Annotated in this window: 9 protein-coding genes; 2 read left to right on the top strand and 7 right to left on the bottom strand. The window is 72.7% G+C overall.

What is annotated here, in order from left to right; genetic code table 11:
* Nucleotides 1–239: 239 nt before the first annotated feature.
* From ilvC to BLW85_RS26970, 5 genes are all read right to left on the bottom strand, one after another.
* Entirely contained in the window at nt 240–1,238 is a 999-nt protein-coding gene (ilvC, locus tag BLW85_RS26995) for a ketol-acid reductoisomerase (RefSeq protein ID WP_070023054.1), read from the bottom strand.
* A gap of 129 nt (nt 1,239–1,367) precedes the next feature.
* On the bottom strand, nt 1,368–1,892 hold the full coding sequence (gene ilvN / locus BLW85_RS26990) for an acetolactate synthase small subunit (RefSeq protein ID WP_070023055.1): 525 nt from the start codon (nt 1,890–1,892) through the stop codon (nt 1,368–1,370).
* A 23-nt stretch (nt 1,893–1,915) separates the two neighbouring features.
* A complete protein-coding gene (locus BLW85_RS26985) occupies nt 1,916–3,766 on the bottom strand; it encodes an acetolactate synthase large subunit (RefSeq protein WP_070023056.1) in 1,851 nt (616 codons plus the stop codon).
* 242 nt (nt 3,767–4,008) lie between these two features.
* Nucleotides 4,009–7,092, bottom strand: coding sequence for a putative bifunctional diguanylate cyclase/phosphodiesterase (locus BLW85_RS26980; protein WP_070023057.1), 3,084 nt, complete (start codon nt 7,090–7,092; stop codon nt 4,009–4,011).
* Between the two features lie 379 nt (nt 7,093–7,471).
* Complete coding sequence (locus BLW85_RS26970; protein ID WP_208624903.1) at nt 7,472–8,503, bottom strand: 2-hydroxyacid dehydrogenase; 1,032 nt, start codon at nt 8,501–8,503, stop codon at nt 7,472–7,474.
* Between the two features lie 76 nt (nt 8,504–8,579).
* Between BLW85_RS26970 and BLW85_RS26965 the strand changes: the two genes are divergently transcribed.
* Nucleotides 8,580–9,578 (top strand): aldo/keto reductase, encoded by a 999-nt coding sequence (locus BLW85_RS26965; protein WP_070023058.1) that lies wholly within the window; start codon nt 8,580–8,582, stop codon nt 9,576–9,578.
* Nucleotides 9,579–9,633: 55 nt separating this feature from the next.
* Complete coding sequence (locus tag BLW85_RS26960; protein WP_425275371.1) at nt 9,634–10,791, top strand: PQQ-dependent sugar dehydrogenase; 1,158 nt, start codon at nt 9,634–9,636, stop codon at nt 10,789–10,791.
* Here BLW85_RS26960 and BLW85_RS26955 read toward each other — a convergent pair.
* Nucleotides 10,788–11,054, bottom strand: coding sequence for a DUF6191 domain-containing protein (locus BLW85_RS26955; protein WP_070023060.1), 267 nt, complete (start codon nt 11,052–11,054; stop codon nt 10,788–10,790). The two genes, BLW85_RS26960 and BLW85_RS26955, sit on opposite strands and share 4 nt — an antisense overlap.
* A 30-nt stretch (nt 11,055–11,084) precedes the next feature.
* Nucleotides 11,085–14,126: a helix-turn-helix transcriptional regulator gene (locus BLW85_RS26950; RefSeq protein WP_208624980.1), complete on the bottom strand. Its 3,042-nt coding sequence runs from the start codon at nt 14,124–14,126 to the stop codon at nt 11,085–11,087.
* Nucleotides 14,127–14,179 lie beyond the last annotated feature (53 nt).

Raw genomic sequence — 14,179 nt, 5'->3', positions numbered from 1 at the left:
ACAAGTCCAATGCGGACGGCCGTCCCGACGGCCGCTGGCGGAGGGGTGCTAGCCGCGTGGAAGACGCACGACGCTGTGGGCCTGACGCGTTTGTTGTCAGCAGTCTAGTGGCGCCGCGGCCGTCGGTTTGCGCCGCTGCGGAAGGATCACCCGGACGGGGAACTCCATTGTGGAGTCATACCGGGAGGTCGTGGCGAAAGGGGGCCGGAGCAGCATGCCCCGGCCCCCTGACGTGAGGCTTACGCCTCCTCGTTCACCCAGCTCATCAGCCGGCGCAGCTGCTTGCCCGTGGTCTCCAGCAGGTGCTCGGAGTCCTGCTTCTTGTACTCGTTGTACTTCTTCAGGCCGCCGTGGTACTCGTCCATCCAGTTCTTGGCGAAGGTGCCGTCCTGGATCTCGGCGAGGACCTTCTTCATCTCCGCCTTGGTGGCGTCGGTGATGATGCGCGGGCCGGTGACGTAGTCGCCCCACTCGGCGGTCTCGGAGATGGACCAGCGCATCTTCTCCAGGCCGCCCTCGTACATGAGGTCCACGATCAGCTTCAGCTCGTGCAGGCACTCGAAGTAGGCGATCTCCGGCTGGTAGCCGGCCTCGGTCAGGGTCTCGAAGCCCGCCTTGACCAGGGCCGCGGTGCCACCGCACAGCACGGCCTGCTCGCCGAAGAGGTCGGTCTCGGTCTCCTCGGTGAAGGTGGTCTTGATGACGCCGGCGCGGGTGCCGCCGATGCCCTTGGCGTACGACAGGGCCAGCGCGAAGGCGTTGCCGGAGGCGTCCTGCTCGACGGCGGCGATGCAGGGAACGCCGCGGCCCTCCTCGTACTGGCGGCGGACCAGGTGGCCCGGGCCCTTGGGGGCGACCATGCAGACGTCCACGCCGGCCGGGGGCTTGATCAGGCCGAAGCGGATGTTGAAGCCGTGGCCGAAGAACAGGGCGTCGCCGTCCTTCAGGTTGGCGGCGATGGACTCCTCGTAGACCTGGGCCTGGATCGGGTCCGGGACCAGGATCATGATCACGTCGGCCTCGGCGGCGGCCTCGGCCGGGGTGACCACACGCAGGCCCTGCTCCTCGGCCTTGACCTTGGACGTGGAGCCCTCGTGCAGACCGACCCGGACGTCGACACCGGAGTCGCGCAGCGACAGGGCGTGCGCGTGACCCTGGCTGCCGTAGCCGATGACCGCGACCTTGCGGTTCTGGATGATGGACAGGTCGGCGTCAGCGTCGTAGAACAGCTCGGCCACTTTGGGTTCTCTCCCTATGTGTGCAGGTGGTGCGTCCCACCGTATGCCGGTGAGCGGTGAGGTGGTTCGGGGGTCTCGGCATACGGGCGGCGATGATCGGGAGCCGCCCGTACGCGGTCGTACTCGGCCTTACGCGGACCGGTCGAGGGCGCGCAGCGAGCGGTCCGTGATGGACCGGGCGCCGCGGCCGATCGCGATGGTGCCGGACTGGACCAGCTCCTTGATGCCGAACGGCTCCAGCATCTTGAGCATGGCGGACAGCTTCTCGCTGGACCCGGTGGCCTCGATGGTCACGGCCTCCGGGGAGACGTCCACGGTCTTGGCGCGGAACAGCTGGACGATCTCCACGATCTGGGAGCGGGTCTCGTTGTCCGCGCGGATCTTCACCAGGACGAGTTCGCGCTGGACGGCCTGTGCCGGGTCCAGCTCGACGATCTTCAGCACCTCGACGAGCTTGTTGAGCTGCTTGGTGACCTGCTCCAGCGGCAGTTCCTCGACACCGACCACGATGGTGATGCGGGAGATGTCGGGGTGTTCGGTGACGCCCACCGCGAGCGAGTCGATGTTGAAGCCGCGGCGGGAGAACAGGGCGGCGATGCGGGCCAGGATGCCCGGCTTGTTCTCCACCAGGACGGAGAGCGTGTGCTTGGACATGGTCTTCTTTACGTCTCTCTCGCTCAGTCGTCTTCGCTGTCGCCGAAGTCGGGGCGGACGTCCCGGGCGGCCATGATCTCGTCGTTGGAGGTGCCGGCGGCGACCATCGGCCACACCATGGCGTCCTGGTGGACGATGAAGTCCACGACGACCGGACGGTCGTTGATGGAGTTGGCCTCTTCGATGACCTTGTCCAGGTCCTCCGGGCGCTCGCAGCGCAGGCCCACGCAGCCCATGGCCTCGGCCAGCTTCACGAAGTCCGGCACCCGCGTGCCCCGGGCCTCGGGGTTCACGTCGTCCGGGCCGCTGTGCAGCACGGTGTTGGAGTAGCGCTGGTTGTAGAAGAGGGTCTGCCACTGGCGGACCATCCCGAGGGCGCCGTTGTTGATGATGGCGACCTTGATGGGGATGTTGTTCAGGGCGCAGGTGGTCAGTTCCTGGTTGGTCATCTGGAAGCAGCCGTCGCCGTCGATCGCCCAGACGGTCCGCTCGGGCCGGCCGGCCTTGGCGCCCATGGCGGCCGGCACCGCGTAGCCCATGGTTCCGGCGCCGCCGGAGTTCAGCCAGGTGGCGGGCTGCTCGTACTGGATGAAGTGCGCGGACCACATCTGGTGCTGGCCGACGCCCGCCGCGAAGATGGTGCCCTCGGGGGCGAGCTGTCCGACGCGCTCGATCACGGCCTGGGGGGACAGCGAGCCGTCCTCGGGCTGGTCGTACCCGAGCGGGTAGGTCTCGCGCCAGCGGTTGAGGTCCTGCCACCAGGCGCTGTAGTCGCCCTTGTGGCCCTCGCTGTGCTCCTTCTGCACGGCCTGGACCAGGTCGGCGATGACCTCGCGGGCGTCACCGACGATCGGCACGTCGGCCTCGCGGTTCTTGCCGATCTCGGCCGGGTCGATGTCGGCGTGGACGATCTTGGCGTACGGGGCGAAGCTGTCCAGCTTGCCGGTGACGCGGTCGTCGAAGCGGGCTCCGAGGGCGACGATCAGGTCGGCCTTCTGCAGCGCGGTGACGGCGGTGACCGCACCGTGCATGCCCGGCATTCCCACGTGCAGCGGGTGGCTGTCGGGGAATGCGCCGAGCGCCATCAGGGTGGTGGTGACGGGCGCTCCGGTGAGTTCGGCGAGGACCTTCAGCTCGGCGGTGGCCCCCGCCTTGATGACGCCGCCGCCGACGTAGAGGACGGGCCGCCGGGCGGCGGTGATCAGCTTGGCGGCCTCGCGGATCTGCTTGGCGTGCGGCTTGGTGACCGGACGGTAGCCGGGCAGGTCCATGACCGGCGGCCAGGAGAAGGTCGTCTTCTTCTGGAGGGCGTCCTTGGCGATGTCGACGAGGACCGGGCCGGGGCGGCCGGTGGAGGCGATGTGGAAGGCCTCCGCGATCACCCGCGGGATGTCCTCGGCCTTGGTCACCAGGAAGTTGTGCTTGGTGATCGGCATGGTGATGCCGACGATGTCCGCCTCCTGGAAGGCGTCCGTGCCGATCGAGGAGGAGGCGACCTGACCGGTGATGGCGACCAGCGGGACCGAGTCCATGTGGGCGTCGGCGATGGGGGTGACCAGGTTGGTGGCGCCCGGGCCGCTGGTCGCCATGCAGACCCCGACCTTGCCGGTGGCCTGGGCGTAGCCGGTGGCCGCGTGGCCCGCGCCCTGCTCGTGGCGGACCAGGACGTGGCGCACCCGGGTGGAGTCCATCATCGGGTCGTACGCCGGGAGGATCGCGCCGCCGGGAATGCCGAACACCGTGTCCGCGCCGACCTCCTCAAGGGAGCGAATGAGGGACTGCGCGCCCGTGACGTGCTCGACGGGGGCGGAGTGCTGTCCTCCGGATCGGGGCCGGGGCTGCGGATGATGGGCCCCGGTGGCCTGCTCGGTCATCGGCTTCTCTTCTCGATGCTGAGGTTTTTGCGAGGTTCGGGCGGAGTTCGTGTGCCGCACGAGGGTCACTCGTGCAACAAAAAACCCCTCGTGCCGTAAGGCAAGCGAGGGGAGCGCGCCGGTGAGGGTCGCTGGGGATTCCGGATCGCCTTCCGGTGGGTCCCAGCTCAGCCGACGCGCTGTCCAAGTACGAGAATTCGGGTGCGCATGGAACTGACCCTCCACCCGGCACGCACCACGTGTCAAGTAGGTGGGACGGGAGTCTCAGAATGTGAGCGAAGGGCACTGCCGCCTCCGAAAACAGCGGGTACTCCTCCGGTGTACACCCCCGCGGCGCCCTTCGCGCCGAGACGCCCCTGCATGTCTCTCGCCCGGCCCGCGAACGCCGGTTCGGCCGACGCGTGCGGCACCGCACAGGGCCCGGCGCCGAGCGCCCGGCGCAGCCGGTACTCGTCCAGCGGCCCGGAGAAGGCCATGCCGGTGCCGTGCGTGCAGCCCATCGCGCGCAGCGCCACCGCCTGTTCGGGAAGGTCCACGCCCTCGGCGACCGACTGGAGCCCGAGGTCGCAGGCGATCCGCAGCAGCCCGCTGGTGATCTTGTGCAGCCGGGCGGACTCGACCACGCCCTCGACCAGGCTCCGGTCGAGCTTGAGGATGTCCACGGGCAGCCGCCGCAGGGCGGTGATGGCCGCCTGGCCGCTGCCGAAGCCGTCCAGCGCGATGCGCACCCCGAGCCGGTTCAACGCGGTCAGCCGCCGCTCCAGCTCGTCCAGGCCGAGCCCGGGGTCGGTGTCGGACAGCTCGACGACCAGCGCCCCGGGCGGCAGCCCGTGCCGGGTCAGCAGCGTCTCCACCGAGCCCGGCGGCAGCGAACGGTCCAGCAGCCGCCGGGCGCTCATCCGCACCGCCACCGGTACGACGAGCCCGCTCGACGCCCGTTCGGCGGCCTGTGCGACGGCCTCCTGGAGGATCCAGCGGTCCAGCTCGGCGGTCTTGTCGCCGTCCTCCGCCACCCGCAGGAACTCCGCCGGGGTGAACAGCACGCCCTGCGAGGAGCGCCAGCGGGCCTGCGCGCCGACCGCCGTGATCCGGCCGTCCTCCAGGCGCACCACCGGCTGGTGCAGCAGCGTGAACTCGCCGTCGTGCAACGCGGCGCGCAGCCGGTTGGCCAGCTCCGCCTTGCGTACGACGTCCTGCTGCATCTGCGGCCGGTACAGCTCGACCCGGCCCTTTCCGGCCGATTTCGCGCGGTACATCGCGAGGTCGGCGTTGCGCAGCAGCTCCCCCGCGCCGAGGCCGGGCTCGGCGAAGGCGACCCCGATGGAGGCGTTGACCCGGACGTCCCTGCCGTCGATCGCGTACGGCTGGGAGAGGGTCGTCCTGAGCCGGTCGGCCAGCTCCAGGATGTTGCGCTCCCGGGCCTCCCGGTCGTGGGTGCCGTCCCCGACGATCAGGGCCGCGAACTCGTCGCCGCCCAGCCGGGAGGCGGTGTCGCCCTGGCGGACCGCGTCCTGGAGCCGCCGGGCGGCCTGGATCAGGAGTTCGTCGCCGGCCTGGTGCCCGATGGTGTCGTTGACGGCCTTGAAGCCGTCGAGGTCGATGAAGAGCACCGCCGTACCGCGCAGGGCGTCGCCCCGGTCGGTGGCCCGGCGCCCGGACAGCGCCTGCTGGACGCGCCGGGTGAACAGGGCGCGGTTGGGCAGGTCGGTGAGCGGGTCGTGCTCCGCGTTGTGCTGCAACTGGGCCTGGAGGCGCACCCGTTCGGTGACGTCCCGGCTGTTGAAGATCAGCCCGCCGTGGTGCCGGCTCACGGTGGACTCGACGTTCAGCCAGCCTCCCCCGCTCCCGGCCTCGCTCGAGCGGGCGGTGCCCCCACCGCCGGAGCGGAAGCGGCACTCGATGCGGGTGGTGGGCTCCTCCGCCGGGCTGGCGGCGAGGAAGCGGCGCACCTCGTGCACCACACAGCCCAGGTCCTCGGGGTGGATCAGGGCGGCCAGCTCGGTGCCCACCAGATCCTCGGCGGGGCGGCCGTAGACCCCGGCGGCGGCCGGGGAGACGTAGCGCAGTATGCCGTTGGGCGCGGCGATCATGATGACGTCGCTCGACCCCTGTACCAGGGAGCGGAAGTGGTTCTCCTTCTGCGCCAGTTCCTGGGTGAGGGTGATGTTGTCCAGCAGCATGATGCCCTGGCGGATCACCAGCGCGAGCACGACGCAGCCCGCCGTGATCAGCACCACGTGATCGGGTCGGCGGCCGTTGAGGACGTTGTACAGGATGCCCAGGGTGCACACGGCCGCGGCGAGGTACGGGGTGAGCGCGGCGAGCGAGCCGGTGAGCGGCCGGCCCGCCGGGTAGCGGCCGTGCTCGGCGCCCGGCACCGGCGCGAGGCCCGGGTGGTGGCCGGTCGCGCGCGGGCCTCGCGACTGCTCGGGGATCGCGCGGGCGTGCTCCTCCGCCGCCTCGGCCCGCGGCGCGCTCCCGGGCCGGGGCGCGGCCCACGGGGCGTAGGCGAGCAGCAGCGAGCCGGCGAACCAGCCCGCGTCCAGCAACTGCCCGGAGCGGTAACTGCTGTGCAGCAGCGGCGAGGTGAACAGCGCGTCGCACATCACGGTCAGGGCGAGCGCGCCGATCGCGGTGTTCACCGCGGTGCGGTTGCCCGGGGCCCGGCGGAAGTGCAGCGCGAGCACCATGCTGACGAGGACGATGTCCAGCAGCGGGTACGCCAGCGACAGCGCGGTGTGCGCCACGCTCGGCCCGTCGAACCGGGCCGCCTGGGCGAGCGCGAGGCTCCACGAGAGGGTGAGCAGCGAGCCGCCGATCAGCCAGGCGTCCAGACCGAGGCAGATCCAGCCGGCCCTGGTCACCGGCCGTTTGGCGAGCACCAGCAGACCCACGATGGCGGGCGGCGCGAAGCACAGGAAGAACAGATCGGCGTACGACGGGCTGGGCACGGGCCGGCCGAGCACGACCTCGTACCAGCCCCAGACAGCGTTGCCGAGGGAGGCCATGGTCGAGGACAGGCCGAACAGCAGCCAGGCCGAGCGGAAGCGCACCCGGCGGCCGCGGGCGTACAGGAAGCAGGAGACGGCCGCGATCCCGGCCGCGGCGCTGAGCCCGAAGTCGCCCATGACCAGGGCGATCTCGTCCGTGCCCCAGTCGAACGCGGCGCCGACGGCGTACGCCGCGCAGACCAGGGCGAGGACGAGTTGTTCGGTGGCGCGGACGCGTTCGGAGCGGACCGGTCCGCGCGGCTCCGGGTCCTGCTGCGGGTGCGGTGCGCGCACCTCTTCGTCGACGGTGGTGGTCACCGTGGTCGGCGCGTTCACCGGGGCCTCCCGGTGGACGCGCCCGCGTAGCGCCGGTCCCGGTGCGCCGGGTGGGCGTGCTTGCGCCGCTCGGCCGGCCGTCGCGGGTGGTGGGTGTGGTGGCCGGTGTGATGACCGCGCCTGCGCGCGGCCGTGCGGTAGGGCCGCCGTCGGCGGCTCCGCCGCGTCGGATCGTTCGTCCATAGGCCGTGCATCGCCCGTCGCCCCCCTCGCAGTTCTGGAATGTCATCCCCGGCGCCGTGGTAGGCGGCGCTGCCCCTGTCGGGACGATACACCAGTATCGTCACTCAGGGACATAGCTTCTCTACGCTCCGTGACGACCAGCGGCGATGCGGGCACGGGCCGCGTCCGAGAGGTCGCGGAGGGTGCCGGAAACGCCTTAACGCCCGTTCGTTCCGGGGCTGTCCGGGGCCGCCGGATCTGTTCCGCCGGGACCCTCGGAGGCCGTTTCCGCCGGGTCCGTGCCGGTCGTGAGGATCACGTTCCGCAGTGGCTCGTGGCGCGCGAACCGGGTCAGCTGGTCGACCAGCAAACGCTTGGCGCGCGGCAGGAAGGCCGAGGAAGGACCGCCCATGTGCGGGCTGATCAGCACACCGGGGGCCCGCCACAGGGGGTGGCCCGGCGGCAGCGGTTCGGGGTCGGTGACGTCCAGGGCCGCGGTGATCCGGCCCCGTTCCAGTTCGGCGAGGAGCGCCCCGGTGTCCACGACCGGACCGCGCGCCACGTTCACGAGCAGCGCCCCGTCCTTCATCCGCGCCAGGAACTCGGCGTCCACCAGTCCGCGGGTGGCCTCGGTCAGGGGGGTGGACAGAATCACGACATCGGCGTCCGGAAGCAGCGAAAGCACGTCCTCGGTCGCGTGCACAAGACCACGCGCCGTAGTGCGCCGGGAGCGTGCGACGCGTGCCACCCGCGCGACCTCGAAGGGCGTGAGCCGGTCCTCGATGGCGGCGCCGATGGGGCCGTAGCCGACGATGAGCACGTTCTTGTCGGCGAGCGCCGGCCGGAACCCGCTCGCCCAGCGCTCCTCCTGCTGCGCCCGCACGAACTCCGGGATGCCGCGCAGCGCGGCGAGGGTCAGGGTGAGCGCCAGCTCGGCGGTGCTCGCCTCGTGCACCCCGCGGGCGTTGCAGAGCCGGACGCCGGGCGCGATGGAGGACAGGTTCGCGGTCATGTCGTCCACCCCCGCGGTGAGCGTCTGGATGACCCGGACGCCGGTCAGCCGCCGCAGCGGGCGGACCCGGACCGGCAGGGGGGTCATGTACGGCACCACGTACATCACGCACCGCGCCGGGTCCCCGGGAAAGGCCTGTTCACCGTCCTGTCCACCGTCCCAGAACAGATACCGGAACCCCTCGGGCAGACCGTCGATCTCCTCCGGCGGGAGGGGAAGCCACACGTCTTCGCTCATGGTCAGGAGGCTATGTCAGGTACGCGCGGACGCAGAGGTTAGGTTGGGGGCCGGGCTAAGGGAGGTTCCAGAGCAGGTGGAGCGCAGGACGATCGGCGCGGGGGCGCTCGCGGTGGGGGCCGTCGGACTCGGGTGCATGCCGATGAGCTGGGCGTACAGCGGGTCCAGGCGGCGGGGTGACGAGTCGCTGAGATGCGTCAACCGGGCGCTGGACCTGGGGTCGAGCCTGCTGGACACCGCGGACATGTACGGCCCGTTCACCAATGAGCTGCTGCTGGGCCGGGTGCTCAGACAGCGGCGCGCGGAGGCCTTCGTCTCCACGAAGGTGGGGCTGCTGGTGGGCGAGCAGCACATCGTGGCCAACGGCCGCCCGGGGTATGTGAAGCGGGCCTGCGACGCCTCGCTGCGCCGGCTCCAGACGGACGTGATCGACCTCTACCAGCTGCACCGCCCGGACCCCGAGGTGCCCATCGAGGAGACCTGGGGCGCGATGGCGGAGCTGGTGCGGGCGGGGAAGGTGCGGGCGCTGGGCCTGTGCGCCCTGGGAGCGCGGGGCGGACGCCGCTCGGGCGCGGGCCTGTACGACGGCACACTGCGCCAGTTGCAGCGGGTGCAGCAGGTGTTCCCGGTGACCGCGGTCGAGGCCGAGCTGTCGGTGTGGTCGCCGGAGGCGCTGCGGGCGCTGCTGCCGTGGTGCGAGACGCGGGGCGTGGGCTTCCTCGCGGCGATGCCGCTGGGCAACGGCTTCCTGACCGGCACGCTCACCCCGGGCGAGGGTTTCGAACCGGACGACGTGCGCGCCCGGCATCCCCGGTTCACCGCCGAGATGATGGCGGCCAACCAGCCGATCGTCGCCGGTCTGCGCCGTGTCGCCCGGCGGCACGGCCCGGAGGTCACCCCGGCGCAGGTGGCGCTGGCCTGGGTGCTGGCGCAGGGCCGTCATGTGATCGCACTGCCGGGCGCCAAGCGGGAGCGGTGGGCCGCGGAGAACGCGGCGGCGGCCGGGTTGCGGCTGTCGGCGGCGGATCTGGTCGAGATCGCGCGGCTGCCCGCGGCGCAGGGTTCGTGGGACTGAGGGACCCTGGGGAGGGGAAGACCTGCCGCTGGAACGCCGCTCCGAAGGGACCGTGATCGTGCGACGTCGAGCTGTGCCGGCCGTGCTGGCCGCCTCCCTGCTGCTGGCGGCGGGCTGTTCGTCCGGCTCGTCCCAAGTGGGTTTCCCCGGCCAGGGGCCGCGCACGGCGCCCCCGAGCACCGCCCCGGCCTCCCCGGCGACCGAGTCGGCGGCACCGGCCAAGGGCTCGGTGCGGGTGCTGCGCACGGTGGCCCGGAACCTGAAGTCGCCCTGGGGCCTCGCGGTGCTGCCTGGCGGCAATCTGCTGGTCTCCTCCCGCGACGACGCCACGATCACCCGCGTCGACCCGGGCACCGGCCGCACGACCGAACTGGGTACCGTCTCCGGGGTCTCCCCGGCCGGCGAGGGCGGTCTGCTGGGCATCGCGCTCTCCCCGCACTACGCGTCGGACCGCATGGTCTACGCCTACTTCACCTCCGCCTCGGACAACCGCATCGTCCGCATGCTGTACGACCCGCGCAAACCGGCCGGTGAGCAACTGGGCGCTCCCGACACGGTGTTCAAGGGCATCCCCAAGGGCCCCATCCACAACGGCGGCCGGATCGCGTTCGGCCCGGACGGGATGCTGTACGCGGGCACCGGCGAGAGCGGCAAGCGGGGGCTCGCCCAGGACAAGAACTCACTGGGCGGGAAGATCCTCCGGCTGACCCCGGACGGCGAACCGGCCCCCGGCAACCCCTTCCCCGACTCCCCGGTCTACTCGTACGGCCACCGCAACGTCCAGGGCCTCGCCTGGGACGACCGGCAGCGGCTGTTCGCCTCCGAGTTCGGGCAGGACACCTGGGACGAGCTGAACGCGATCAAGCCCGGCGGCAACTACGGCTGGCCCGACGCCGAGGGCAAGTCCTCCGACCCCCGCCTCCAGAACCCGATCGCCCAGTGGCACACCGACGACGCCTCCCCCAGCGGCATCGCCTACGTGCACGGCGTGATCTGGATGGCCGCGCTGAAGGGCGAACGGCTGTGGCGCGTCCCGCTGCGCGGCACCCGGGCCGCGGCCGCGCCGCAGGCCTTCCTCACCGGCTCCTACGGCCGGCTGCGCACGGTGGCCCCGGCCGGTGACGGCAGGCTGTGGCTGATCACCGACAACACCGACGGCCGCGGCCACCCGAAGAAGGACGACGACCGCATCCTGGAACTCCAGGTGAGCTAGCGGGCCCCGTCCGGGGACTCGTCCTCCTCCCCCTCGTCCTCCTCCCCCTCGTTCCCCTGCCCCTCGTCCTCCTCCACCTCGGCCGCCGCCTCCGGCTCGGCGGTGGCCGGCAGGCGTATGACCGCCTTGCCGGAGGTGAGGTCTATCGGGCCGCGGCCCGGGTCGCTGTCGCCGACCTGCTCACGGGTCAGTTCGAGACGGTTCTGCTCCTCCCGGGTGTGCTTGCGGCCGGGTGTGAACAGTTCGCTGAAGGCATCGAACACGGTTTCTCTCCCCTGCCTGGCGTCCGGTCGTCATTGTCCCGCCGCCACCGGGTCCTGGGCACGGGCCGGGAACAGGCCGAGCCGGTGGGCGAGTGCCGCCGCCTCCCCGCGGCTGGACACCCCGAGCTTGGCGAGGATGTTGGAGACGTGGACGCTGACGGTCTTCGGCGAGATGAACAGCTCCTCGGCTATCTGCCGGTTGGTGCGCCCGGCCGCGACCAGGCGCAGCACCTCCCGCTCCCGGCTGGTGAGGCCCAGGGCCGCTGCCGGGTCGGCCGGGGCGGGTTCGGGCTCGGTGCCGGGGGCCAGGGCCAGGCGGGCCCGGCGGGCGAGCCGGGCGACGGCGGCGGCGAGGGGGCGGGCATCGAGGTGGTCGGCCACCGCCGAGGCCAGTCGGAGCAGTTCCAGCGCGCGGTCGCGTTCGTCGCCGCCGCCCTCCTCCAGCAGCGCCCCGGCCAGCCGGAGGCGGACCCGGGCGAGGTCGTAGGGACGGTCCAGGCACTCGAAGGCGGCGACCACCGGGGCCCAGGTGTCCACCGTGTCCCGGCCGTCGGCCCGGCACAGTTCGGCGCGGGTCCAGTGTTCGTGGGCCGCCCACACGGGGGCGCCGGTGGTGAGGGTACGCACGGTCGACGCGAGCCGTCCGAGCAGTTCGGCGCGGCCCGGCTGGGCGGCCGGCAGGGCACGGGTGTCGGCCTCGGCGGTGGCGGCGGCCAGCAGCAGCGGCCAGCCGTAGCGGTGTGTGCCCGGCGGGAGGCCGGTGTCCAGGGCCCGGAGCAGTTCGGCGCGGGCGTCGGCGATGCGGCCCTGCGCCGCGGCGGTCGCGAGGGCCACGCGGGCCAGGGGGAGGGACTGCTGGGGCATGGGGTCGTCGGTGCCGTAGCGGGCGCGGGCGGCGGCGAGTTGGTGTGCCGCCTCGGGGAGGTCGCCGCGGGCCAGGGCGAGCTGGGCCAGTTTGAGGGCGCCCGCGCCGCCGGGTTTGGCGCCGTGCCCGGCCCGGGTGGCCTGCGCCGCTGCCTCGGCGGCCGCCGGCCACTGTCCGAGCGAGTAGAGCGCGTCGGACAGGTTGCCCCACATCCAGGCCTCGGAGTCCGGCAGTCCGTGCCGGCGGGCGAAGGTGATGCCCTCGCGCAGCAGGGGGACGGCCTCACGGTCGCGGCCGACGCTCATCAGCTCGGACGGCAGGTTCACATAGGCGCGGTCGGCGACATGGGGCACGCCCTCGGCGAGGGTGTCCGTGAGGACCTGCCGCATCTGGGTGAGCCCGGCCTCGTGTTCCCCGGCGTCCACCAGCAGTCCGCCCAGGGTGAGGCGGGCGTGCAGTTCTATGTCGCGGGCGCCGACCATCCGCGCGTACTGCACCGCCTGTTCGGCGGCGGCGAAGGCCTCCGGGCCCGGCCGGTGCAGCATGGACCAGTTGGCGGCCAGGGCCAGCACCTCGGCGTGCACCTCGGACGGGGGCAGGCCGCGCACCAGGTCCTGGGCGGTGGCCAGTTCCCGCCGGCCGTCGCCGCGGGCCAGGGCCTGGACGAGCCGGGAGCGCTGCATCCAGAACCAGGCCGCGCACAGCGGGTCCGGCTCGTCCTCCAGCAGGCGCAGGGCCCGCTTGGTGATCGCCAGGGCGCGCTCGCGTTCTCCGCCGAAGCGGCCCGCGACGGCCGCCTCGGCCATCAGGTCGAGCAGGCGCGGCGGGGCGCCGGTGTCGCCGCAGGGGGCGCAGGCCTCGGCGCCGGTGACGGGGCGCAGACCGGCGCGCACCTCCTCGGGCGCGCTGTCCCACAGTTCCATCGCCCGCTCCAGCAGGCGCAGTTGTTCGGTGTACGCGTGCCGGCGGCGGGCGAGGACGGAGGCGTCGAGGACGGCGGGCAGGGCCTTGGCGGGATCGTGGGCGTGGTACCAGTAGCCGGCCAGGCGCGGTACGCGGGCGTCGGCCGGGACGAGGGCGGGGTCGGCCTCCAGCGCCTCGGCGTAGCGGCGGTTGAGGCGGGAGCGCTCGCCGGGCAGCAGGTCGTCGGCGACGGCCTCGCGGACCAGGGAGTGCCGGAAGCGGTAGCCGTCGCCGTCCGGGGCGGGGGTGAGGATGTTGGCGCCGACGGCGGCCCGCAGCGCCTCGATGAGGTCGTCCTCCGGAAGTCCGGCGACGGCCGCGATCAGCCGGTACTCCACGGTGGAGCCGCCCTCGGCCACGATCCGGGCGATCCGCTGGGCGGGTTCGGGCAGGGCCTCGACCCGGACCAGCAGCAGGTCGCGCAGGGAGTCGGTGAGGCCGGTGCGGCAGCCCTCGCAGGCGGCCGCGGCGAGTTCCTCGATGAAGAAGGCGTTGCCGTCGGAGCGGGCGAAGACGGCGTCGACCTGGGCGGGGTCGGGTTCCGCGGCCAGGATGCCGGCGAGCTGGCGGGCGGCCTCCTCCCGGGTGAAGCGGGGCAGTTCGAGTCGGCGGACGGTGCGCAGCCGGTCCAGTTCGGCGAGCAGGGGGCGCAGCGGGTGGCGGCGGTGGATGTCGTCGGAGCGGTAGGTGGCGAGGACGAGGAGCCGGCCGGTGCGCAGGGTGCGCACCAGGTAGGCGAGCAGGTGGCGGGTGGAGGCGTCGGCCCAGTGCAGGTCCTCCAGGACGAGCGCGACGGTGTCGGCGGCGGCGATGCGCTCCAGCAGCCGGGCGGTGAGTTCGAACAGGCGGGCCATGCCCTGTTCGTCATGGCGGCCCGCGCCGCTGTCGCCCAGTTCGGGGAGCAGCCGGGCCAGTTCCTCCTCCTGGCCGGCCGCCGCGGCGGCGAACTCCGCGGGCCGTGCGTCCCGCAGGGTGCGCAGCGCGGCGGAGAACGGGGCGAACGGGAGCCCGTCGGCGCCGATCTCCACGCAGCCGCCGACGGCCACGATCGCGCCCCGGCGCCCGGCCGCGGCGCCGAACTCCTCGACGAGGCGGGTCTTGCCCACGCCGGCCTCACCGGCGAGCAGCAGGGCCTGCGGCTCGCCCGCGGCGGCACGGGCGAGCGCTTCGTTCAGCACGCCCAGCTCTTCGGTGCGGCCGACGAACACGGGACTGACGGACCTGGTTTCCACGGGCCCGAGCATCGCACGCGGCCGCGGGATCAGGGCGCCGGTTTTCCACAGGCTCGGTGTGATCG

It is taken from the genome of Streptomyces misionensis, assembly GCF_900104815.1.
In the GTDB taxonomy this organism is placed as follows: Bacteria; Actinomycetota; Actinomycetes; order Streptomycetales; family Streptomycetaceae; genus Streptomyces; species Streptomyces misionensis.
The sequence above is the reverse complement of the archived record's forward strand: the minus strand, read 5'-3'. Positions and strand labels throughout refer to the sequence as shown.

Bases quoted from the DNA above. Each gene is read 5' to 3' on its own strand.
- ilvN (WP_070023055.1), bottom strand. From the start codon at position 1,892: ATGTCCAAGCACACGCTCTCCGTCCTGGTGGAGAACAAGCCGGGCATC.
- BLW85_RS26985 (WP_070023056.1), bottom strand. From the start codon at position 3,766: ATGACCGAGCAGGCCACCGGGGCCCATCATCCGCAGCCCCGGCCCCGA.
- BLW85_RS26970 (WP_208624903.1), bottom strand. From the start codon at position 8,503: ATGAGCGAAGACGTGTGGCTTCCCCTCCCGCCGGAGGAGATCGACGGT.
- BLW85_RS26950 (WP_208624980.1), bottom strand. From the start codon at position 14,126: ATGCTCGGGCCCGTGGAAACCAGGTCCGTCAGTCCCGTGTTCGTCGGC.